The sequence below is a fragment of the Desulfosporosinus meridiei DSM 13257 genome, assembly GCF_000231385.2.
Taxonomy (GTDB): Bacteria; Bacillota; Desulfitobacteriia; order Desulfitobacteriales; family Desulfitobacteriaceae; genus Desulfosporosinus; species Desulfosporosinus meridiei.
Window position 1 is genome coordinate 1,878,394 of record NC_018515.1, and the last position, 20,702, is coordinate 1,899,095.

19 protein-coding genes are annotated in these 20,702 nt (G+C 40.9%); 9 read left to right on the forward strand and 10 right to left on the reverse strand.

Going from position 1 to position 20,702, the window contains the following annotated elements; translation table 11 throughout:
- Positions 1-154 precede the first annotated feature (154 nt).
- The 4 genes from DESMER_RS08625 to DESMER_RS23945 all read right to left on the reverse strand — a co-directional run bounded on the left by DESMER_RS08625 (position 155) and on the right by DESMER_RS23945 (position 4,701).
- Entirely contained in the window at positions 155-1,780 is a 1,626-nt protein-coding gene (locus DESMER_RS08625; RefSeq protein ID WP_014902660.1) for an N-acyl-D-amino-acid deacylase family protein, read from the reverse strand.
- Between the two features lie 208 nt (positions 1,781-1,988).
- Entirely contained in the window at positions 1,989-4,046 is a 2,058-nt protein-coding gene (locus tag DESMER_RS08630; protein ID WP_014902661.1) for a beta-propeller domain-containing protein, read from the reverse strand.
- A gap of 138 nt (positions 4,047-4,184) precedes the next feature.
- Entirely contained in the window at positions 4,185-4,319 is a 135-nt protein-coding gene (locus DESMER_RS24670; RefSeq protein ID WP_282433069.1) for a hypothetical protein, read from the reverse strand.
- Between the two features lie 208 nt (positions 4,320-4,527).
- A complete protein-coding gene (locus DESMER_RS23945) occupies positions 4,528-4,701 on the reverse strand; it encodes a hypothetical protein (protein WP_014902662.1) in 174 nt (57 codons plus the stop codon).
- A 280-nt stretch (positions 4,702-4,981) separates the two neighbouring features.
- Here DESMER_RS23945 and DESMER_RS08640 point away from each other — a divergent pair, with 280 nt between their 5' ends.
- Positions 4,982-5,821, forward strand: coding sequence for an MBL fold metallo-hydrolase (locus DESMER_RS08640; RefSeq protein ID WP_014902663.1), 840 nt, complete (start codon positions 4,982-4,984; stop codon positions 5,819-5,821).
- 19 nt (positions 5,822-5,840) lie between these two features.
- On the forward strand, positions 5,841-6,755 hold the full coding sequence (locus DESMER_RS08645) for a nitroreductase family protein (protein ID WP_014902664.1): 915 nt from the start codon (positions 5,841-5,843) through the stop codon (positions 6,753-6,755).
- Positions 6,756-6,767: 12 nt separating this feature from the next.
- Here DESMER_RS08645 and DESMER_RS08650 read toward each other — a convergent pair whose 3' ends face one another.
- Positions 6,768-7,589, reverse strand: coding sequence for an MBL fold metallo-hydrolase (locus tag DESMER_RS08650; protein WP_014902665.1), 822 nt, complete (start codon positions 7,587-7,589; stop codon positions 6,768-6,770).
- 400 nt (positions 7,590-7,989) lie between these two features.
- On the opposite strand from DESMER_RS08650, the gene dltD reads away from it, so the two are divergent.
- From dltD to DESMER_RS08675, 5 genes are all read left to right on the forward strand, one after another.
- Positions 7,990-9,258 (forward strand): D-alanyl-lipoteichoic acid biosynthesis protein DltD, encoded by a 1,269-nt coding sequence (dltD, locus tag DESMER_RS08655; RefSeq protein WP_014902666.1) that lies wholly within the window; start codon positions 7,990-7,992, stop codon positions 9,256-9,258.
- A gap of 402 nt (positions 9,259-9,660) precedes the next feature.
- On the forward strand, positions 9,661-10,164 hold the full coding sequence (gene vanZ-A / locus DESMER_RS08660; protein ID WP_042334405.1) for a glycopeptide resistance protein VanZ-A: 504 nt from the start codon (positions 9,661-9,663) through the stop codon (positions 10,162-10,164).
- Positions 10,165-10,267: 103 nt separating this feature from the next.
- Complete coding sequence (gene vanR, locus DESMER_RS08665; protein WP_014902668.1) at positions 10,268-10,966, forward strand: VanR-ABDEGLN family response regulator transcription factor; 699 nt, start codon at positions 10,268-10,270, stop codon at positions 10,964-10,966.
- Positions 10,944-12,083: a vancomycin resistance histidine kinase VanS gene (gene vanS, locus DESMER_RS08670; protein WP_427854273.1), complete on the forward strand. Its 1,140-nt coding sequence runs from the start codon at positions 10,944-10,946 to the stop codon at positions 12,081-12,083. Before vanR ends, vanS begins: the two co-directional genes overlap by 23 nt.
- Before the next feature lie 94 nt (positions 12,084-12,177).
- A complete protein-coding gene (locus DESMER_RS08675; protein WP_014902670.1) occupies positions 12,178-13,155 on the forward strand; it encodes a D-alanyl-D-alanine carboxypeptidase family protein in 978 nt (325 codons plus the stop codon).
- Between the two features lie 137 nt (positions 13,156-13,292).
- Here DESMER_RS08675 and DESMER_RS08680 read toward each other — a convergent pair whose 3' ends face one another.
- Genes DESMER_RS08680 through DESMER_RS08690 form a run of 3 tightly spaced genes read right to left on the reverse strand, consistent with a single transcriptional unit; the run spans position 13,293 to position 16,967 of the window.
- Positions 13,293-14,546, reverse strand: coding sequence for an NAD(P)/FAD-dependent oxidoreductase (locus DESMER_RS08680; protein ID WP_014902671.1), 1,254 nt, complete (start codon positions 14,544-14,546; stop codon positions 13,293-13,295).
- Between the two features lie 15 nt (positions 14,547-14,561).
- Positions 14,562-16,469: an anaerobic carbon-monoxide dehydrogenase catalytic subunit gene (cooS, locus tag DESMER_RS08685; protein WP_014902672.1), complete on the reverse strand. Its 1,908-nt coding sequence runs from the start codon at positions 16,467-16,469 to the stop codon at positions 14,562-14,564.
- 3 nt (positions 16,470-16,472) lie between these two features.
- Positions 16,473-16,967: a 4Fe-4S dicluster domain-containing protein gene (locus DESMER_RS08690; RefSeq protein ID WP_014902673.1), complete on the reverse strand. Its 495-nt coding sequence runs from the start codon at positions 16,965-16,967 to the stop codon at positions 16,473-16,475.
- 664 nt (positions 16,968-17,631) lie between these two features.
- On the opposite strand from DESMER_RS08690, the gene DESMER_RS22570 reads away from it, so the two are divergent.
- Together DESMER_RS22570 and DESMER_RS08700 are read left to right on the forward strand one after the other, a co-directional pair.
- On the forward strand, positions 17,632-18,711 hold the full coding sequence (locus tag DESMER_RS22570) for an Ig-like domain-containing protein (protein ID WP_014902674.1): 1,080 nt from the start codon (positions 17,632-17,634) through the stop codon (positions 18,709-18,711).
- Between the two features lie 231 nt (positions 18,712-18,942).
- Positions 18,943-19,143 carry a YwbE family protein gene (locus DESMER_RS08700; protein ID WP_014902675.1) on the forward strand — a complete coding sequence of 67 codons (201 nt, stop codon included), beginning with the start codon at positions 18,943-18,945 and terminating at the stop codon, positions 19,141-19,143.
- 254 nt (positions 19,144-19,397) lie between these two features.
- On the opposite strand, the gene DESMER_RS08705 is transcribed toward DESMER_RS08700, so the two are convergent.
- Positions 19,398-19,823 carry a thioesterase family protein gene (locus tag DESMER_RS08705; RefSeq protein ID WP_014902676.1) on the reverse strand — a complete coding sequence of 142 codons (426 nt, stop codon included), beginning with the start codon at positions 19,821-19,823 and terminating at the stop codon, positions 19,398-19,400.
- A 391-nt stretch (positions 19,824-20,214) separates the two neighbouring features.
- On the reverse strand, positions 20,215-20,619 hold the full coding sequence (locus DESMER_RS08710) for a MarR family winged helix-turn-helix transcriptional regulator (RefSeq protein ID WP_014902677.1): 405 nt from the start codon (positions 20,617-20,619) through the stop codon (positions 20,215-20,217).
- Positions 20,620-20,702 lie beyond the last annotated feature (83 nt).

Genomic DNA, 20,702 nt, shown 5'->3' on the forward strand with positions numbered 1-20,702 from the left:
AATAAGAAAAAAACCAGTAGTAACCGGATTTTTATCCCGTAACTGCTGGTTATCTTTATTTGGTTCAGTACTTATCTAGCTAATTTAAGCGCGTTTTTAGTAATTGGTTGCATACCAATTAGTAAGCACTAAAGAGTAATCAGTATAATATAAGTTAATAGTTCATCCCGATCATTCTGCCGGCATTTGTGGTTAGTACTTCATCATTGGCAAGAACGATATGCCCATTAATTATTGTATAGTTGATACCGGTGGGATGCTGAGCAGGGTTGGTGTAGTCTTCCTGGGCTGCAATATTATGGGAATCAAAAATTACCAGATCGGCCATATAGCCTTTTTTGATAAATCCTCTGTCTCGCAAATTCAAACGTAGTGCCGGGTCTCCGGTAATTCTCTTAACCCCTTCAGCCCAGGTCATTGTGTTTTTATCCCGGACATACTCCCCTAAGAATTTAGGGTATGTGCCAAATAAACGAGGGTGGGGCTTACCGGTAGGAATACCGTCGGAGCCAATTTGACATAATGGATGCTTGAGTAGAGCAATAATATCCTCTTCAGAGAATAGGTTCTTCATGACCATAGAACAACGACATTCCTCGCTGATTAATAGGTCAGCAATAGAGTCAATGATTTGGCTGTTTAGTTGAGAATCCGGCAAGCTTTTTTGGGGGGCTAATTGATCTGCAGTTAAGCCCTCTGCCCATTTATTTTGGGGCTTACTGACAGAGCTGATCATAATATTTGACCAGCCAACCATACCGACAAAGTTATCCCAGCCGGAATAGTCGGGGCCTTGACCCTGGAGGTCATTCTTTAGTTTAGCCCTTAGTTGGGGGTCTTTTAAGCGACGAATGATTTCCGTGCTGCCGCCTTCTTTAGCCCAGGGAGGTAAGGTCTGAGATAAGAGGGTACTGCCGGCAGTATAAGGGTGTTCATCAAAGGTTACATCCACACCATCCATCCTGGCTTTTTCTACCATCTCAATCAATTCTTCGGCGGTTATGCCAAAATCTCGATTGGCATAGGAACGCATATGAGAAATCTGCAACTTAACTCCGGATTCCTTGGCGACAGAAATTGCTTCTGACATTCCTTCTCGAACCTGTCGAGAGTGACTGCGGATATGAATCATCATAATCCCCTGATAAGCTGCAACCACCGAACTCAGAGCAATTAGTTCTTCTTTAGGAGCAAACATCCCGGGGAGATATGCTAAGCCATAGGATATCCCTAAAGCTCCATGAGCCATTGCATCCTCAACAATCCCGCTCATGGCTTCGATTTCTTTTGTGGAAGGCTTCACATTATTTAAGCCAAGAATTTGAGCTCGAACTGCTCCGTGACCAATTAAGGCTGCGAAGTTGTTAAGTTTTTCTGCTTGATCAAGTTGCCTATAAAACATAGAAAAGTCTTGCCAATCCCAGGTTAGCGGTCCGGGGCCTAAGATTGGGATAAGATAATTGCGCCAATCCTCCATTCTTTGGAGGTGGGGGGCCGAGCCCAAGCCACATTGGCCGATAATCTCAGTGGTTACTCCTTGTCTGATTCTGCTCTCCCGAATTGAATCAGACATAAAGGGTACTAAGTCGCAATGACTATGAACGTCTATGAACCCCGGAGTTACTATTTTATTCGTCGCGTCAATAATCCTTGAGGCCTCTGCAGACAGGTCAGGGGCTATTTCTACAATCAGGCCATCCTGTATCCCCACATCACTTCGATAGGGGGGAGTACCTGTACCATCTACTATTAAACCACCGGTAATTACTGTATCAAACATTTTAAACAGACCTTTCTTAGTTTCAGGATTTACTTATTGTGATCATTTTACCAACAAATTAATTCTTTGCTAAAAACTATTTAGAAAAAGCGGCTTAGAAATAAATTTCCATGCACCCCTTTCTCTTGAATGTGAAAGCGGTACATGGATTAATCAATACTTATCCATCTTTGTTAGCTTAACAAATCTAGTTGAACAGGTAAAGTTTTTAAGGATTAAGCGTTAAACTTTTTTTCTCTTCTAGAGAGCTTAGATCATTAGCTTTTATTTTTCCTTTTGAGACGGTGTACAATGTATCTCCGATATAAAGAACTCGTTCAATTTCCTTAGTTCCATAATAATGCTGACCGGCTTTCAGTAAATCTGGCTTATCAAGATGAGTTGTTTTACCCCTTAGGGTGAAACCGCTATGCAAATCAAAATTATAGACATAGGCCCCCTGGAAGGCAAATGAGCCATATTGGGGAACCCCGGAAGGACTTTTGACAGGGTTTTTAACCTCCATCACCGTGACGGGGAAGGATAGTAGCTTTTTCTCTTGGTCGAAAAGCAAAGCTTTATGATTATGGAGTACTTCTGAATCAGTCCCACGGTCGCCGATTGTGGTTTTATACATTTCCACAGGCTTGGTTACATCGGTAACATCAAAGACAGCTAGTTTCATCCCTTGGTAGTAAGCATTGGAACCCACGGGGGAACCGGGAAGAATCCCTTGATTATTATTGGTGGGACTTAGCTCTATGGTTTCTTTACCAAAGCCTATAATATGATTCTCATCATAAGGATGGAGGTAATCACTGTAGCCCGGAATTTTTAAAGCACCTAAGATTTGGGGAGCGGAGGGATCCTTAAGATCCAGGACAAAAAAGGGATCAACATTCTTAAAGGTCACCATATAGCCGCGATCCCCCATAAAACGAACCGAGTAAATCCTTTCACCGGGAGCTATATCCTCAAGCTTACCCATTAATTGGAGGTCTGGGCCTAAGATATAAACATTGTTCTTTGAAGTGTTTTCATCGGAGCGCCAGGTCTCTCCTGTGGTAGTAGCAATCCTAAAGCAGTTATTGTATTCGTCCAGGGAAAATTGATTGAGAATGTTTCCGGGCACGGTTCCTTTAGCTTGCAAATCAATTCCGCCTTGATCGAGACTGAACCTGTACACAGCTGTAGCCATGCTATAGGGACTAGGGATTATTTGCTTCTTCGGAGTGGTTCCGGGGGTATCCTGTTCAGCCCGCTCATATTGAGTGACAGCGATATAGAGATTAGTGGGGGATGCATAGACATTCTGCCCGGAACCCAGGAAGGTTTGCACCTGCATTTCTTGCTGGGCTTGATCAAGATTAAGACTGGCGATCATAAGGTAGTTGGGTTCTATACAGTCTGGAAAGTAACGGATTTTGGCGTAATCCAGATTGATAAATTCATTTTTTAGAGCTGTATCACGATAACTGGGTAAAGTAGGTTCCATTTCTGAGTTCATGATTCGATATAAGTCTAGATACTTGTTAGCTATTAAGTATAAATTTGAACCGATCTTTCGAGAAGAGACATAATCACCGTCAAGCTCGACCTCCCGAAGTTTGGTTATATTAGCTTTATCGGCTAGGTTATAGATAATCACCTTAGTCGTAGATTTGTGGATTACCGGCGGATAGATCATAGCCTTGGATTGATCTTTTTCTGTAGCTGAGGGCTGGGTTTCCGGATAGATGGCATTGCCTAACACAACCAGATACTGATTGTCAACATATAATTCCTGGGGTGAAAATTCGTTTTCATCAAAACTGATTCGTTTTACAATGTGCATTTGATCGGAGGGGTCTGCCTGAATGACGAGAAGTTCCTGGTTGTTCACTTGGTAGAGATAGGTACCATCACTTTTGACAATATCAGCTTCATCAACCTCTGCTACTTGAAGGTTGGTCGAGGAGTAGTTTTTGCTTTCCTTAGATGTAATTCCTGAATTAGTCGGAGAAGCCTGATCTACTGGTGGAGCAGCAGCTGACTTCGTCATTCCATCAAGGGCAATTGCCCCCATCAGCACACCTTGTCCCCTTAATCCTCTGGAATTCTCGGCATCTTTCAGGATACTGCGTAGATTATCCAGGGAGCCAAGCACAGGTAGACTAAGGTGCTCGGGTTGGGCTTGCTCTGGTTCCTGGGCAATACTTTGCTTGGGCGGTTCATTTAGGCCAGTCATGATAATCATACCTGTGAAAACTGCCAGTACAGCAAGAGAGTACCATAGTTTTCTTTTCACGAATAAATCCCCCCAGTTATAGATTTGATATGTAGCCTTAATTAAATAGACGAATGAAGGACTATATATCTGACGAATAGTTGTTTAAGAACAAGTTGAATCTTATAAAACTATTTGTCATCCATGCTGGTGCGTTGTTTAACTTAAGACAGACAAGCCGGCGTTAGTCTCCTCCGCCACAACCTCCTGAATCGCACCCTCCGGAGTCACACCCATCTGAAGAATCACATCCGCCGTGGTCGCAGGAAGAATAATCAGAGTCATTGTAATCATGGCCATCAGAGAACGTGTGATAATTTGAATGAGAAATAGAGTTTGATCTGTGCTGAGAGGAGGAGGAGTGAGGAGCTCGAAATAGGGCAACAGCGATAAAGACAATAAAAATGGTCAGGAAAATTCCCAAAATACTTCACCTTCCTTATATAAAAAGAGACCGTCTAAACTTGACGGGCTCTTTTAAATCCTTCACTAGAAGGAATGGCTATTCAACCTTTTTAAAGATTGACCAAGGAGTATCAACTGCCAGGCCATCTTCTAACATCTTTTGTACGGTTCCCGGAATATAGAAACCAGCGGTTTCTGTTTTAAATAAGCACTCTTCTAAGGAGATTTCTTCCCATGTGTCTTCACCTTTTAGTTGTGTTACAAATTTCATATGACTAATCCTCCATCATCGAATTTTAAAGTCAAACTTATTATAGCAGGAAATAGAGCTCAAATAAATAATAAATCCTCATTTCTAACCTTTTTAAAAGGACAACTAGATAGAGAAGGATAAATGGCTTTACTCCAGGAATATTCAAGTATTAATTTTGTAAAATTACGGAAATAGTATTAGGTTTTGCAGGATATGAGTAATACATAGGGAACTCATTTATAGGTTTTTCTTTTGAGTATTGCATGGATATGCGATTGGATTTAAAGGAGAGTGTAAAATGACTAAGTTAAAAGTGACAATCTTAGTTGAAAACACTGTTGGGGTCCCCTTAGGGCTGTTAGGGGAATGGGGGTTGTCCATGCTCTTAGATTTTGGAGATGAGAAGATCCTGTTTGATGCGGGAGAGCAAGGGAACCTTGTTAACAATGCCCAAATTCTGGGCCATGATCTGCGCCAAGTTGATAAGGTAGTCTTAAGTCATGGACACTATGATCACACGGGAGGACTCTATAAGTTATTACAATATAAAGGGGCAACATCTGTCTACGCGCATCCGAATTTATTTGCAAGCCACTTAGCTAAAGTTTCCGATATTCAACCAAACCGCTATATCGGTGTTCCTTATTGTCAGCAGCAATTAGAAAGCTTAGGTGCCAGGTTTCACTGGCATAATGAACCCTTTGAATTGAGGCCGGGGCTGTGGTTAAGTGGGGAAATTCTGCGAGAATCATCCTTTGAGCACATAGATGAGCATTTGGTTGAATTGGCAGGGGAGCAGGTTGTTCAAGACAGCCTTAAAGATGATTTAAGCATGTTTTATATGACGGATCAAGGTTTAATCATCCTGCTGGGCTGTGCTCATTCCGGACTGGTTAACATTGTAGAGCAGGCCAGGCAGGTTACTAAAGAAAGTAAAGTGAGAGGGATTATTGGCGGAACTCATCTTGGACCAGCTTCCTCGGATCAACGGCAGCAAACCATTGACTATCTTAAAAGCCTTGATCTTGAGTGCCTGGCACCCAATCATTGTACAGGGTCTGCTATGTTGACTATGTTGGCTGCGGAGTTTCCAAAAGCCTTTAGATGGGCCATGGCTGGGTCTGCTTTAGAATTTTGATAACGGGGAGGATACCTGCGTGTCTATACCTACTTCGCGGACTAAAGAGTCAGCCGTTATTTTGATTGATGAACAACTGTGTATAGGCTGTGGTTTATGTGTTGAAGTATGCAAGGGATTTAATCTCTCTCTGCAAAAGGGTAAGGTTATCAGTATAAATTCAGTTTATGGATGTATTGCCTGCGGACATTGTATGGCAATTTGTCCTAAAGAAGCTATTAAAATTGATGGCCGCTGTTTGTCTTCCGAGGACTTATTCAGCCTGCCCCAAAAAACAAACTCCTCAGCCTATGAGGAAGTGTTAAACCTATTTCAGCGGCGACGAAGTATTCGTGAGTTTAAAGCTGTACCTGTAGAAAAAGAGATCCTGGAAAAAGTCATAGAAGCAGCTCAAACATGCCCGATGGGTCTACCTCCTTCGGATGTAAACCTAATAGTCTTCAATAGTCCGGCAAAGGTGCGTAAATTTGCTGAGGACTTTTGTGATTATTTAAAAGGAATAAAATGGCTGGTATCTGAATGGTTTTTAAGGCTGATGCGTCCGTTTTGGGGAAAGGCCAACGACGAATTATTCAAAGGATTTGTTCGACCTACCATTGACTTGTACTTAGACAATATGGAAAAGGGCATCAACCTGGTTAATTATGATGCCCCTGCTGCCCTCTACTTTTATGGCTCTCCTTATTCTGACCCCGCCGATCCCATAGTTGCAGCTACCTATGCTATGATTGCCGCTGAATCCCTAGGATTGGGGACATGTATGTTAGGAGCTGTTCATCCCTTAATTCAAAACGGTAAGGCTGCCCGAAAATTTAGAGAAAGCTATGGTATTCGCTATAAAAGCCGTGAAGGATTATTTGTCATCATAGGCTATCCGAAAGTTGAGTACCACAATGGAATTCGCCGGACCTTTGCTTCAATAGATGTCAGGTGATGAAGATTATCTTCAATCAACAAAAATTCCTTGTTCCGGGACGGCGATTTCCTCAAAGTGATGAGTCAGCATATCTAAATGCCGAGTCAACTCTGCACCCTTCATTGGCTGACCGTGGCTGGGAATAACTAAGGACGGCTTTAGGTCTCTTAATTTATCGACGGATGATTCCGCTGCTTTCCAGTCAGTGGTTAGATAAGCCGGTGGACCACTTATTTGTTCGCTTTGTGTCATTACAGACAACAGGGATTCTTGTTTTACTGTCGTAAGGGCATCTCCCGGTATAAGTATGCCATCTGTTTCGCGGAATAAAGCAATATGACCGTCAGTGTGGCCGGGGGTTAGTATCCATTTCCAACCGGGCATACCCGGGACGCTGTGGTCTGAGGGTAGGGGATTAGCTCGAAAGCCAATGTCTATACTGGTGTGTGGAAAGGTGGGAGACATTGCTGCCACCAGGCCGCCGCCTACGCTTGGATCGGCCAGGGGATAATCTTTTTCTCCGGTAATGTAAGGAAGTTCGAACTCATGGGCATAAACCGGAATATCCCAATGCTGAGAAAGCTTGCTTAGCGAGCCTACGTGGTCAAAATGTCCGTGAGTAAGAATAATGGCTTGAGGACGAGCCTCTTTCCCAAAACGTTCCTCTGCTGCTTGAATAATAAAGTCTGCTGAGTTTTCCAGACCTGCATCAACTAGAGTCCAGTCACTTTGGGTTGGTTTTCCCACCAGATAAGCATTGACTATCGTGAATTGTAGGATAAGAATATCAGAGGTTGCTTCCTTTGAAGAGGTTGTTAGCTTAGATAAGAACTCAACCAGCTTATTACCCAATTATAATCCCTCCAGATTCTGTTATTAAATAAAGTTAGCTCATTCATCTAAGTTCTTTTATATATTTTAGTATTCTCTGTCCTTGGTCGAGTATATATGCATAAACAATCAGGGGATGGGTCGCATGTAAAAATGTGTGATCTATCCTCTGACTGTTTTAATGAGATGAAAGTCATTCTTTTAGCTTACAAGCCACAAAGGCTAATGAACTTAGTAATGACATTCTAACTTTGAGAACTGCCATATGCTCAAGATCGGTATTTTAAAATAGAACCCTTAAAATTGCCATTTATATCCTGTGAATTTCATTGGAATTTAGGTTAATATGAAGATTATGAGATAACTAAGGAAAAGACTGACCTAGTGCGTCGAAGTAAGAATTTGTAAGGAGGGTTAGAAAATGCCCCTCGTAGCTCTAAATCAAAAGTCGTCCCAAAAACAAGAGCTAAAGGGACCTTTGGCCTTAAGATATTCACTGTTTGCGCTGCTTCTGGCAATTGTTCTTTTCGTGGTTACAATTACTAATCTCGGTGCGGGATTAAAGCTGTTCGCTGAAAGGTTTATTCTTAAACCGGGTGTTGTCGAGGCTATGGGGGTTAATCCTAATTTCGACACATTTCAAGGAAGCATCTTGCAGCAGGAAGCGGTTGATACCCCGGGAGTGATTCCCATGTATGGATCCTCTGAAATGTCCATGATCAACAATTATCACCCGGCTAAAGTGCTAACCCCTGAGACGGGAGTGACACCTTTTTTGATTGGTAGAGGCGGAACCCAAACGATTATTAATGTACTGAACTTAGCTTCCCTTGAGGACTTAAGAGGAAAGAAAATTGCTATCTTTATAACCCCCCAGTGGTTTGGTCCGGGAGGAATCTCGCAATCGACTTTTGAAGGGAATTTTTCAGCCCTTCATGCCTATAACATGTTTTTTAGCTCTGACATTTCTCCGAGTTTAAAGCGTCAAATTGCTGAACGGATTCTCAATTTTCCGGAAGCTTATAAAGAATATCCCTATCTTAAGAATATGTTAGAAAATGAAATCAACTCAAGTATTATGGCTAAAGTAAACAAAACTTTGGATTGGCTCCCTGCTCGCATGGAATATTCGGCCTTAGAGGTTCGAGATTTTTTCAAAGTGATATGGCAGGTTAAAGACCTGGCAGATAAGCAAGTGGCAAGGTATTCGGCTAAAGCAGCAAATCCGCCGGAAATGGAATGGAGTAGGCTGCGTGAAGAAGCGAAGGTCGATGCCATTAAATCCACGGACAATAATCCATTTAAGATGGATAATAAATTTTATCAAGAGTACCTGCTCCCAAAATTGAAAGAAAGTAAAGATAGCGATAAACACGATTTGAATTTATCTTCACCAGAATATAATGACTTAAAGCTACTAATGCAAGTGTTAAAGGAGAAAGGTGCCAAACCTCTATTTGTAATTATTCCCATGAACGGTCGCTGGTACGATTATGCCGGCTTGGACCGTTTGCAGAGAGAACAGTGTTATCAAAAGCTGGCAGCCCTTGTCCAAGCAGAAGGGTATCCTCTGGCTGATTTTTCCTCTCATGAATATGAGGATTATTATCTCAAGGATCTTTGGCACTTGGCCTGGATAGGCTGGGTCGATGTCGATCAGAAGCTCTATGAATTCTATAGGCAGTACTAGGAGACAGTTCTCCGATCTTCGCTAAACACAGCAATCGCAAAGTTGAATGGGTTACCGGAAACCGGGTACCTATACAGTTAAAATAATTCCTTCATAATCAGGAAGGCCCCTGGGTTATTATCCAGGGGCTTTCTGATCTGTCAGTTAGTTAAAAATAAAGCATGGTTATTCAGGGTTTCCGGAAAATACCTGAAATTAAGGCCTCCATAAGGAAAACTTAAGAAATTTATAAGTACTTATTTACTAAAGCCTATCCCGTTTTGGTAGAATGAAGTCAGTGAAATAGATTTTACTTCTCATCAATTTGAAATGTAATACAAAAAGTAAGGAGTTTTAGATGAAATGACAACCTGCAGTCAATCAACTGAAGACAATTCTAAAAAAAGAGCTAGAAGCGACTATATAGTAAAAATATTATCTAGAGGATTGCTAGCCGTATATTTAGTAATACTAATTTGGTTAGTGTTATTCAAATTACAATACAATATTTTGTCAGTATTTAATTATAACCATAGAAGTCTTAACTTGAATCCATTTGCTGCTCCTTTAAAGCTAAATGGAAGAATTAATTTCGGAGAAATGATAAATAATTTTATAATCTTTATTCCTTTTGGCATACTTTTGAATGTCAATTACAAAAGGTTTAGATTTTTGCCTAAGTTTACTTTGATTCTGGTTTTTAGCCTTACTGCTGAATTAATTCAATTTATCTTCGCTATTGGAGCGACAGACATAATTGATGTAATTACAAATACTGTTGGAGGCATTTTAGGACTGATATTATATCGTCTAAGCAATAAGTATATTAGTAGTAAAAAATTAGACTGGGTTATAATTGCTTTTGGTACACTTTTGCTTATGTTTTTGCTCTATTACCGTATCTTTATACTGAGACTAATTTATTAATTAATAAAACCTTAAGGTTTTCATAAGAAACTTATTATGATTTAAATTTTTTTTGCAGTACAATAAAAAATGAGTGCTTATCCAGGAAGAAGGGACAGAACTTATGAGCATCAATATTTTAATTGTAGACGATGAGAAGTCCATAGCGGACCTCATTGAAGTTTATTTAGGAAATGAAGGGTTTAGAATATATAAATTTTATACCGGTCAAGAGGCCTTACGGTGTGTTGAGTCGGAACCGTTAGAGCTGGCAATACTTGATGTTATGCTGCCGGATATTGATGGCTTTACTCTCTGCCAGAAAATTAGAGAAAAACATAACTTTCCGGTTATCATGCTGACAGCAAAAGAAGAAGAAATCGATAAGATCACGGGGCTGACATTAGGTGCAGACGACTATATCACTAAACCCTTTCGCCCCTTGGAACTCGTTGCCCGCGTGAAGGCACAACTCCGAAGATTTACCAAATATAATTCTGCGGTGCGAAACCAGGAAGAACACTTGATTGCCTTTTCCGGCTTGGTAATGGACATGAAGACCCATGAATGTACCCTAAATGAAAAAAGGCTACCTCTCACTCCTACAGAATTTTCTATTCTTTGGGTCCTTTGTTCCAATCGCGGACGAGTGGTCAGTTCGGAAGAATTGTATCATGAGGTATGGGGAGACAAGTATTTTACCAATAGCAATAATACGGTAATGGTTCATATCAGACATTTAAGGGAAAAGATGCATGACAGCGCGGAACATCCTAAATATATCAAAACGGTATGGGGGATTGGCTATAAAATTGAAAAGTAAGAGAGATAACAGAAGGAATGATTATACAAAATTAAAAAGAAAAGTATTTTTTCAAATGCTTCTGATTACAGTTGCCGCCGCTGTGACTGTTTCTCTATTGCGCTATATCCTGCGTGGACAGATCGGAAATCGTATCGTTCGATTTTTAATCAACACTTTTAATTTTGATAATTCGGAGGCACAGACAATCTATCAGTTGGTGATACGTAACAATATGGGCATGATCCTTTTTGTTGTAATCCTAGTATTTTTAGTTATATTTTTTCGATTTTTTATTTCTTGGTTCACAAAATATTTTGATGAAATCAGCGCTGGAATGAATAAACTTGCTGAGGAGTCAAATGATGAAATTACTTTATCATCGGAATTGGATTTCATGGAAAATAAGCTTAATCAGCTGAAAAACAACTTGGAAAAACAAAAGAAAGCTGCTCTTGATGCCGAACAGCGCAAAAATGATTTAGTAGTTTATTTAGCTCACGATATAAAGACACCTCTGACCTCCGTTATAGGATACTTAAGTCTTCTGGATGAAGCTCCTGATATGCCTCCTGAACAGAAGGCAAAATATGTCGGTATTACCTTGGAAAAAGCTTATCGATTAGAGCAGCTTATTAATGAGTTTTTCGAGATCACAAGATTTAATCTTCAAGCTATTGTTTTGAATAAAGAAAAAATCAATTTACTGTTCATGCTTCAGCAGATGACCGATGAATTCTATCCAATGCTCACGCCACAGGATAAGCAGGTGTCCATCAATGTGCCTGAGGGCTTCACTCTGTGGGGAGATGCAGACAAACTGGCTCGTGTGTTCAATAACATTCTGAAAAATGCCATAGCCTATAGCTATGAAAACAAGGTCATTGACATTTCTGCTAAACAGCAGGACAAAAATATGGTTATAACATTTACGAATCAGGGAAATCCAATCCCGCGGGAAAAGCTGGAAACTATTTTTGAAAAGTTTTACCGATTAGATTCTGCACGTTCCACAAACACCGGTGGAGCAGGACTGGGTTTGGCAATCGCTCAAGAAATTGTTAAGGCTCACGAGGGTACAATCTCAGTGGAAAGTAGTTTGAAAAATACAATATTTACGGTAAAGCTTCCGTTATAAGAAAATCTTAAGAAGTTCATAAGGTGAAATTCTAACATAGCTCCTTGCTTTGTGGTTGAATAATATCAGCACAGAATAAGGAGCTGTTTTAATTATGGTACGAAAAGTAAAAAACAAAAAGCCAGGAATAAGCCTATTTGTAACAATTCTGATGATAGGTGTTATTACTGCTTTTGTTTATCATTCCATTATTACTCTAGGAAACCAACAGACGTTTAAGGATGAATATGACAATAGAACAACATCGGTTCCTCCGGCTAAGATAGAATCCGCTTCCTCTGTTCCTATATCTCCCGATAAGCTGAACAGTCCTAATGCGATTCTGATTCGGTTAAAAGATCATACCATCCTGATGCAAAAAAACAGCGCAGAAAAAATCTATCCAGCTTCTTTGACTAAGATTATGACAGCTATTGTTGCGATAGAAAATTTACCTGACCTGAAGGAGAAAATCGTACTTACCAATTCTACGTTTCAGGGACTGTACGAAGCAGATGCCTCAATGGCCGGTTTCCAGCCGGGTGAGCAGGTCAGGGCAATCGATTTGTTATACGGAGTAATGCTGCCGAGCGGAGCGGAGTGCTGTGGCGGACTTGCTGATCAGATTGCAGGATCAGAGCAGAATTTCGTAAAATTAATGAATCAAAAGGCGGCAGGTCTGGGCATGAAAAATACGCATTTTGAAAATTCGACTGGACTTCATAATGCAAACCACTATACAACAGCCAAAGATCTGGCTATTCTTCTAAGCTATGCTTTGCAAAATAATACTTTCCGAGAGATTTTTAGTTCATCCCGTCATTCCACACAACCTAGTAATAAGCACCCTGGAGGGATAACCTTTTACAGTACCATGTTCGAAGACCTCAACAATCAAAATATTATTGGTGGGGAAATCTTAGGAGGGAAAACTGGATATACCGATGAGGCCGGTCTATGTCTTGCGAGTCTAGCCAGAGTGGGTAAGCAAGAATATATTCTGATTTCAGCTGGTGCAAAAGGAGATCATCAGTCGGAACAGTATAATATTACCGATGCATTAGCTGTATACAATGGTATTGGAAAACGATAAGCTTTTTGTTTTTGGAAAAGAGGGATTGCCGCTTATGTAAATGCCATTGCCATGGAAAACAAAAAAACAAAGGCACCATGATAGTAAACATGATGCCTTTGTTTTCGTGTTTTTGGAAAGTGATATCACAAGCAACTTCACTTGATTATTCCAACCGCAAGAGTTCCAAGTTTACCCAAGGTCAAATTTCTTTGAGGTTGAGTTAATGGACGGCCTGCTTTAATCAAGCTCGTCAAAACGCCGCATTGGGATATGTCCCCAACCAGGATAAATCCCTTTAACAGGTCCTCTTGCCAAATTAGTTTGCGATAGTTGGGCTTGTCTCCTACTATTTTCAGGTTTTCCTCTTCAGTCCAATTATCCGGCTTTTGGCTGTCAGAGAGCTTTGTAATTCCAACAGATACAGCTGAAAGACCAAAGAAATCGACAGAGTTCAGACCAAGAGACCCTGGGTAAACCTCTTCTTTCCCGCACATATTTGCCCCGGCGATTCTGCCTTGGGTCGCTGCATTGGGCCAAGTTGCATTCAATGTAAAGGTTTGTCGGACCAGGTCCCAAGTTTCTGCAAGATCCCCGGCAGCATAGATATTGGGAAGGTTGGTTTCTAATGAGGAATTTACCTGAAGTCCATACCCGATATTAAAGCCGAGATCACCTAAGTCCTGGATGTTTGGACGAACGCCCTTGCCTACAATCACTAAATCAGCAGCAAGTTCTGTTTCGGGTGAAACCAGTACACCTTGGACATGGTCTTTTCCCAGGATAGACAAGGCCTCGGTTCCTAATAGAACTTTAAGTCCATTAATTCTCAAGTGCTCTTGAATTAAGCCAGCTGCTTTCGTATCAAGCATTTGGGAAAGGATCTGCCCTGAGGAGACCGCAACAGTGACGTCAAGTCCCCTTTTTCTTAAGGCATAAGCACTTTTTAAACTAACTAACCCACCGCCGATGATGACAGCTCTTTGCACTCCTTGCTCTAAGAGCTTATTAATTGCCAAGGCATCATCCATAGTACGCAGGGTAAATACCTCTGGAAGCTTGGCCCCTGGAATCGCGAGTTTTTTCGCAGAAGATCCCATGGCCAGCAAAAGTTTGTCATAATGCCACTCTTGTCCATCAGCACTGCGTACAATTTGCTGTTGGGGATCGATCCCGCTAACCTTTACTCCGTAAAGGATTGTTAGATTCAGCCGTTCGGCAAAATCAGGCGTTCGCAAGTAAAGTTGGGAAACGGGAATATCTCCTGTTAAGAAATACGTAGTCAGGCAACGTGAATAACTAGGTTCCTGTTCCGCCGTGAGGACGATGAGTTCTGACTGAGAGTCATGCTTGCGGATTTCTTCAGCCGCAAACAACCCGGCCGCGCTATTGCCAACAACGATATATGTCATAAGTTTTCCCTTCCCTTAACACGGAAGTCCGAGCTTTTGGCGTTTAGAACGGATATCCTCCAGAAGTCCTTGAGCGGCTTTTAAGGGATCTGTTTCAACGTAGAATTTTCCCCCGATCACGTCACTGAGGCCGTTGGTAAGTAATTCAGTCACTGCTTTGCTCCCTAATACGGGTGGAACTACGCCAAGGTGCGTTGTTAGTCCCATAGTTACAGCCCAGGTTCCGATACTCAAGGCTTTTTCATGCTGAGGTTCGGGAGCACTGGCTGCCACAGGAAGGGAGGCGGAATCTACATTCAGATAGCCGGCCAGAGCTGTTACTAAATCTCCAATTCTTGAATTATCCACACAACTTCCCATGTGTAAGACAGGGGGGAGGGGAGTACCTAAACCGGCAGCTTGACCGATTGCAGTTAAAACGGCTTTCAGACCTTCTCCAGCGTAAGTTTCAGTCCCTTCAGAATTCATGAAACCAGCCTTGGCCAGGGCATGAGCTGAACATCCTGTAGCCACCACTAATACATTATTTCTCACAAGCTCTTTTACTAATTCTACATGAACGATATCCTGAGTTGCTTTGACATTGTTGCACCCAACGGTAGCTACGACTCCGAAAATATTGCCATTAACAATATTGTCAACCAAAGGTTTAAGGGGTTGGTTAGGATTCACAGCCGAGAGGGCACTGACAATTGCTTCTACACTAAATCCAGCTACGATTTTCTGTTTGTAATTAGGTATGTGTATCTTCTTACTGTTCCTGCGACCATAGGCAGTGATGGCTTTGCGAACAATTACCTGAGCCGTATCATCAGCACCTTCTAAAGTAAAGGGAACATGAGTGGCTCCAGGTATTTTGACAATGGGCATGGTTGTGATAAGCTCTGTATGATAACAAGAGGCTACTTTTGCTAAGGAAGGCATAATACACTGTACATCAACGACCATTGCGTCAATTGCACCCGTTATTATGGCCAGTTCTTGAGCTAAATAGTTAGCAGCGAGAGGGATCCTGTTGCGCATTAAGACTTCATTGCCTGAACAGCATACCCCTGAGACTTGAATACCTTTCGCTCCGGCAAGGATTGCTTCTTCTTGTAGTTTTCCAGCCCAAAAGACGATTTTTTCCGAAAGCAAGGGGACATGGCCATGGACGATGAGATTGACGCAGTCTTCCTTGAGAACCCCTAAATTGGCTTCTGTCACGACAGGAGTCGGTGTTCCGAATAGGATATCTTGCATATCTGTGGCCAGTTTTAGACCGGAATAGCCGTCCACCAACCCTTGTTTGGCGGTTGATAGGACAAGATTTACGGGGTCGGCATCCATACCCATGGTTGTTTGATGCATTGCTTCGCGAATTTCCCGATCCGGATTGCGGGGAAGAATCCCTAAACTCTGCCAGACGGCAATTCTTTCTTTGGGTGCATTGACCATCAGCCATTGCACGGGTTTACTGCCATGATTAGCTAAATCGGCATAAGCGGCTTCTACAACCTCCAAGGCTAGATCTGCTTTGTTTTTATCAGAGACCTCCAAACCTAATCCACGGGCAATTTGCTGCAATTTGGTCTCATCAGCTATGCTATAATTGATATTCCCCTTAGCCGCCAGCTCTAAAGCCTCAACGGCCTCATAGGCATGATCAACATGGGCTGCGGCTCCGCCGGCTACTTGTCTTAGTAAATTACGAGTTACGATGACATCGGCACTTGCTCCGCAGATACCCGCTTTCGGGCCATTGCCAAAGGGATCAATTCGACAAGGTCCCTGAACACAATGCCGGCAGCAAACTCCTAAGCTGCCAAACCCGCATTGAGGTTGTTGAGCTTCATAGCGATCCCAAACGGTCTCTACTCCATCTAAGGCGGCCTTAGGCAGCAATTCTAAGGCAGCAGGATCAATTGATTTTTGAGATTTCATTGATTAATTGACTCCCTTCATTTGGTCTAAGAAGGTTTTACGTCCCCTCTGGGCAAACGTTTCAACCTCCACAAATTCCAAAGCCTTGGTTGGACAGGCTGAGACACAAGCCGGATCGTAATATAATTCCCGGCAGCGGTCGCACTTGGTGACTCTACGGGTAGCAGTAATTTCGGTAATAGCTCCAAAGGGGCAGACCATTACACACATCATGCACCCTACACACCGTTGGTCATCGACTTGAATTAATCCGGTTGTTAAATCAAACTGCATAGCCCCGCTCATACAGGCGTCAACACAAGGAGCATCGATACACTGCCGACATTGCAATGGGAGATTTATTTCTCCATTGCACTCTACGAAGATTCTCTTTTGTGGGGGGGGAAGCTCACTAATTGCCTGGAACAAGGTCTTACTGGCGGAGTGGGCAACGGCACAAGCTAGTTCACAGCTTTTGCAACCGAGGCAATGTTCACTTTTGGCCAGAATCTGTCTCACATTTTATCCCTCCTTAATGCTATTTTTTAAATCCCTAAGATTTAGACATATGGTTTTAACCCTTATATTTTATCAGGTTATTCATTCATTTTATGTCGTTTTTTGGTAATACCGGTATTAGGTAATTAGGAGTGATGCAAAATTTAAACCACCGAGATCAAGCTTAAATTGATTCGGTGGTGTTATTTTGCATGTTTTCAACTAACTATTGAGTTTTTGCCATAGATAGGAGTTCTTCTCCGACATGTTTTAGGGATGCGATTCCTTCGGCAATTGCCATGTTCGCCGGCTCTGGCAGTATTAAAAAATTCCTTCTTATTATATAGGGCAAACCTTTCACAAGAAAACTGTGAAACTTGAATACAATAAAATCTTACCCGAAAATTCCGAACAGCCCCACATAGCCGTAGATGAAACTTCCATTAATACACTTATTGCTTTATCTTTTTCCGGGTGGGCAACGGGGAGGCTCATTTTTGGACATGGGAAGACAATTTAAAGGAAGCGGACATACCCAGAATTAGATTCTAGCTATAGTTTTACCCGTAAGAACCGGTCTTGTACAAATCCCGGAAAACGGCGCGCCTCACTTTGGCAATCAATGATGGAAGATTCGAAGAGATTTTGTACAAACTAAGAAAAGATTGATGAGGGGGGTTAATAGTTGAGAAAACTTCCATGGTTCATTGCTGTTCTGGTTATCTTAGTAATACTCACATCCTGTACGACAGAAAAATCCGTAAAAGAACTTAAACTTGATAAACATAGCTTTAGTTTGGAAGTAGGCATGAGTAATACTTTAAACCTTTTAATAAGTCCTGAGAACGCGAAGAAACCTGAAATTGAGTGGTTAACAAGTGACGAAAAAATAGCATCTGTTGATGAGACAGGGCTTGTGAAAGCAAATTCAATTGGAAAGGCTATAATTACAGCTAAAACAAAGAACGGGAAATTATCTGTATCTAGTGACATAATAGTCACTCCTAAGTCTGTTAAAGGTATATCTTTGAACAAAGACTCAGTTACCATTGACATCGGTTCTAATGAAAAAATTGAAATATCTATTGAGCCAGTCGATGCTGGAAATCAAAAGGTTGTCTGGGAGTCGAGTAATACAAAATTTGCTACCATAGATGAAAATGGAACTATTAAGGGGGTGGCAGCTGGTACTACTGATATAATAGTGAGAACCGAGGATGGAAGTTTTACTGATAAGTGCTCGGTGACAATTAAGAAAAAGGTAGAAGCCTCTGCGGGTTCAAACACAAATAAAAGCAACTCTACAAATTCGAATGTTAACTCTATCCCAGAAAAGATTTTTAAGGTTACACTACTTTCTCCTAAAGCAAGCAGTATCGTTAAGCTTGAACCACTTGTTATCAGTTGGAAGGTGGAAAAAAATCCAAATGATGTTGATTTATACTCTATTGCAATTTTTGATATGATACCTTGGGTCCCAGGCTATACAGGCGCAAATGAACCGTCAGGCCCTTATAAGAGGGACCTGCATGGAAAAGTTAATCCTATTTCTCCAAGACCAAATGAAGCAAATGGCATTTCAAGTTGGACTGTTCCAGTCTCCATTGGTAATTTTGGCTTAAAAAAGGGTCATAAATATAAATTGCAAATTAATGCACATTTACTACCTCCTAAGGATTATGTGCCAAGCGGCCCTTATAAGTACCAACAATTCTTAACTACGGAGTTTACCGTTGAGGGTGTATTAGACTATCCTACCGAATAATTAGTGCTTTAGCCCTGGTCACCGAAGTTGGGGGATTGATGCCCCATGGAACAGAAGGGTATGTAGAAATCCAGTAAAGGGAGGAAAATATTTTGGAAGACCCTATAAGTCACGGCAAAAAGAGCTTTTGCTCAGATAGCAAGAAGATTATTTCCAAATATACGTTGAAACAAAAACAAATGTTTGGTACCATTTGGTATGCTTAAATCATAGAAGGGGGGATTAATAAGATTGGATGGCCAAGTAAGAAGTAATATTCATTCTGGAATCACAGTAAATATTGTTTTAAAAGAAGACCAAAGAACGGGAAAAAGGACGCGTGGTATTGTCAAAGATATCCTAACAAACTCCCAGAAACATCCGAGGGGAATTAAAGTAAGACTTGAGGATGGGCAAATTGGAAGAGTTCAAGAAATTATAAAGAAAGTTTAAAATCGTTAGGGCATCTGCTTAATGAAGGCAGATGCTTTTTAACGATCAATATTCGATACATGTACTTTATTTGACAAAGGAAATATTTAAAACATAAATATAAAAGATGAGTCGCTCAGCTTATAATGTCTAATCGGCACGAAGAGGTAATGATTCATCTATGCAGAGAATTTCCTTTTTATTGCGAATGCTAATGAGAAAGCAGGGTCACATAATTTAGTGGGGACGGGCACTTCCTGTAATGCGAAGCTCAGTTATGCTTTTATCTCTGATTTCCTGGTTACCTTTTCATTAAACTTAGCGGCATTAATGATGAATCTCTCATGAGTACCTTCAGAAATTTGGTCTACCCCATCATGGGCTTCTACATGAAACAGTAATTTTTTGCCCTCGATCTTTTCTAAACGTAGTTTAACTGTAACAGTAAAACCTGGCGGTGTAGCGGCAATGTGGCTTAATTTAACATCGGTGCCAACGGTTTGTTCGTTAGGCCAATCCAAATGAGGATTGATAGCTTTAATACATGCCCATTCAAATAAGCCCACCATAAATCCCGTTCCAAAAACTTTAGGCATTGCTTGGAATTCTTCCGATTCAGGGTAAAGATAAGGAACAGTTTTGTCTTCTGGAACAGTAAACTTAAACTCATAAGACAAACCAGATTGTAAAGTGCTTTTCATTTGAAACCCCTCCTATATATCGAAGTATTCTTTGATTAAAGCAAATCAATAAAGTTTTCTAGTGGTCAAGAGCTCCCTAATAGAGTTGAACATTCTATATTTTCTGTCTATTTCCTGCAATGTGAAATAAATAATTAATTAAGAATATTATGAATAAAAAACACAAAATATAACAACATCCTTTTTGGGAGAAACCTTCCTGTGCTTTAGGGACCGGGCAGGTTTTTTTTATTGTCCACCTTTGATTATGACTAATTTGACACTGGAATTCGACCCTAGCGCATCGGAGGACAGTTCCGTATGTAGCAAGATACTTCCTAACAAGTATTTTGCTAGCAAAGTAATCTTTTGAAAAAATAGGCTTCATCAGCCATTCTTTTATAATTTTCGTTTAAATTCGCTCTAAAAATTTCTTTAATTGATTTTGTTCTTCTAAACTAAATTGTTTTAATACTTCTTTATTTACTTCTTCAATAATTTTACCTATTGGATCACGCAATTTGAGTCCCTCTTCAGTAAAATCAACATTGATAGTTCGCCGATCTCCTTTACAAGTATTCCTCATAATCAATGCTTTGTTTTCCAATCTATCCAAGATTCCAGTGATAGTTGAACTATCTAAACCCAAAACACTCCCAATTTGCTTGGGGGTTTGACTTCCCTTATCCCAAAGACATTGTAACACTCCATATTGCACAGGCGTTACGTTAAACGGTTCAAGTTCCGACTTTAAACATTTAAAAACTTTTTGTTGTGCCTGAGTTAGTAAGAAATTAATACATTCAGTCATTTCCATTATTACAGCACCTCTATTTATTAATTATATTACCACTATATTTCAAACTTATTAATCTTGTCAATTAAGGCTACAAAGCATCG